We start from the raw sequence: 2,804 nt of genomic DNA, 5'->3' as shown, positions 1-2,804 counted from the left end.
CGTTTAATATTGCAGCTAAGTGAAGTAAGCTGTCTTTCTCTAACCCGTATTTATGGTTGATTAGCACCTGTAATACTCTATTATCTTTTGCATAATCCAGGGCACTTTTGTTTTCATTGTCAGTTATCAGCGGATTTATGCTTCTCTTACTCAGCAAAAGATCAACTAAGCTCAACTCATCGAGTTCTATAGCGCAATGCAGTGGTGTTTTTCCATTGAATCCTTTAGCATTAACATTTATAGCAGGTTGATCTACAAGACACTTGATTATTTCCGAGTATAAGTTTGTAGTCATTCTAATTCCATATAATAATTTGACATGATGTATATAAAAAGATTTGAAATTCTCACATCTTAGATTGCTGATAAAGCCTTTTATTTCTATGACTTATTTCATGCGCAACTGGGGTTTTTTATAGAATGAATCGCAGAATCCTCTTCTTTGGCTATTTTTAATCTATACTATAAATAGTATCTTTGTGATTGTGAGATTCAACCACTACTTGCTCTAGTGTTAAACTGCTACGTTTAGCGTCCTTGCTGTGGTTTTCTTCCAGCACTTTTGTTCTTTCTTCTTTTATTTCCTCAATGAACCTTTCATTAACCTTCTCAGGGTCAATTCTTTCCTCGGAATATACAAGATTAGTGCAATTTGTTTTTCTGTAGTAATGTACTCCAAAACATATAACTAATAATACAACCATACTTGACCCCATAAGTAACGATAATCCCATATTATTACTTAAAGGATTTTGATAAAATATTTTTAGGTTATTCATTCCACCAAGTGCAAGTAGTCCTAACGGAAACGCTATGTTTGTAGCAATTACTCCGGTTAATAATGCCATAAATATTGGCCTATCCTTGATTACTGATTCTATTTTTTTAGTTCTACTGATTACTTTTTTGTCAATATTAATGAAGTTGTTCTTACCTTCCCAAGCATTAAGTGTAAAACTTGAATGAGTACCATTACTGTATTTCAGTCTTACTGATTCTATTACTTTATCCTTAGCTTGATACTTTAGCACTTTATTCAAGGTCTCGTCTGCATTTTTTCCTTGTATTTGACATTCTTCAGTATTTCTAAATTGCTTTATTGTACAAAACATTGAACTAATTACAATCAATGAAGCAAGTGCAATAATTGGCATAGTGACATGGAGAGGACTGTCTGAAAAAAATCCGATAAATTGCGCTTTACCCTGTAAATATATCAAAGCTGCAGATGTGCTAAGTGCAATAGCAGTGATACCGAAAATTATAAACTCCTTCTGCTGTATTGCATACTTTACCCTTGGCCAGGTTCTGTTTGTTTTTTTGCTTGAGCTAATTAATGGAGTTTCTGAATCTGCTTCACTGCTTTTAATGTCCGTATCATCTTTTAATATAAAAGAAGTTGGAGATATACCAGGTTCGTTACCTAATAATTCTTTGCATGTTTTACAAGATTCACTATATAACGTTACTTCAGAAACTGATCTTTTCATTCCTGGGCTTTGATCACTTATTTCACTTTCATTTTCTAATCCTTTACTTATTCCACTATCACTTTCTACACTCTTTTTTGAAATTTGTGTATTTTGACCTTCCTCAACCGGACAAATAGTTTGTATTGACTCATCACTACTTGATTCCTTTTCATCATCTGGGATATATTTGGCGCCTGGTTGATTTGATTGTCTCATAATAAAAGAATGTATAGTATTTTCTGCTGTTCTAGGTGAAGGTGGAGCTACATTCTGATTATTGTCCTGCTGCAACATTACGTTTCTAGATAACATTTCCGTTGTAGAAGAATGATTTTCTATTTTACCTGTAGTGGATTCTTCCGGTTTCTTCCGTAATTTTTTTTCAATTTGATCTAACTCCTTTGTTGTCCCTTCTGATAATAGGATTTTATCTTTCGTATCCTCAAGCTGAGAGCACCTTTTTAATTTATCTCCTGATTCTCTAACTTCTTCGTCTTTTTGAACTTTTATTATTGTGCTGTATGTTTCAGAGTTGGAAGAGGTGCTGGAGGCTACCTCAATTTGATCAAGAGAATATGGATCTCTTTTATCCTCTTCCAAAGATCTTACCAGCACATTGAATTTAGCGGTTACATCTTCATCATCCAACACTAAAGACCTCACCAGTGCATTGTATTCAGCATCCACCTCGTCCACTTTTGGTGTAATACTGCTATCGCTACCATTGCTAACCACGTTTAAAGAAGCTTGTTTGTATGTAGTGTTGCACTTTGTACCTTTCTGCAATAACTCAATTGCTCCCACTCTTTCCTTAACAGATAGTGTAGAATTTGAAGCGTTATTTTTTACTTTTTTAGGCAATGATGCTTCATTATTTTTTTGTAACGTTATTTCTCCATTCGACTCTATTGGTATTGATTCTTGACCCGTCATATCTGATTCCTAATTGATTGCTATGTTGCGTTTTCTACGTTACATTTATTAAAATATATTAAATATCAGTTTTCTATCAAATGCTTTATCTGCTGATGCCTTACTTGAAATGATTATTACAATCAATATATGGATTAAGCTGACTAGACCAATTAAGAGCTTCTTGAGTAATTTTACGTTATACATCATTGTGTTAGTTTCTCCAATGCTGTTGTTATTTCCTGCGATAGTAGCTCATGAATCTTTTCCGCATCACTCATCGATGCAAGTAGTGCTGATACTCTATCTGGAATGTTGAGCAGATTATTTCTTACCACTCTTGCTGCGTTAAAAGCTTCGGTTTTTACTTCTTCTATCGGCACTAATTCTCCAATTTCAGCTTTTGCTTTGGCTTCTAGC

At 34.0% G+C, this 2,804-nt stretch carries 2 protein-coding genes and 1 pseudogene; all 3 read right to left on the bottom strand.

Annotation, left to right across the window (positions count from 1 at the left end; translation table 11 throughout):
• Positions 1–295 (bottom strand): ankyrin repeat domain-containing protein (locus IC220_RS06780; protein WP_188153698.1); only part of this gene is annotated, 295 nt, incomplete at its 3' end.
• A gap of 157 nt (positions 296–452) precedes the next feature.
• Entirely contained in the window at positions 453–2,405 is a 1,953-nt protein-coding gene (locus IC220_RS06775; RefSeq protein ID WP_188153697.1) for a hypothetical protein, read from the bottom strand.
• A gap of 185 nt (positions 2,406–2,590) precedes the next feature.
• Positions 2,591–2,804: pseudogene (locus tag IC220_RS06770) on the bottom strand (hypothetical protein); the annotation flags it as partial.

Origin of the sequence: Wolbachia endosymbiont of Pentalonia nigronervosa, from assembly GCF_014534705.1 — a bacterium.
Taxonomy (GTDB): Bacteria; Pseudomonadota; Alphaproteobacteria; order Rickettsiales; family Anaplasmataceae; genus Wolbachia.
Note: the sequence above shows the minus strand (reverse complement) of the source record. Positions and strands in the feature narration are given on the sequence as shown.

Excerpts from the sequence above, each read along its gene's own strand:
- IC220_RS06775 (WP_188153697.1), bottom strand. The coding sequence starts at position 2,405 with ATGACGGGTCAAGAATCAATACCAATAGAGTCGAATGGAGAAATAACG.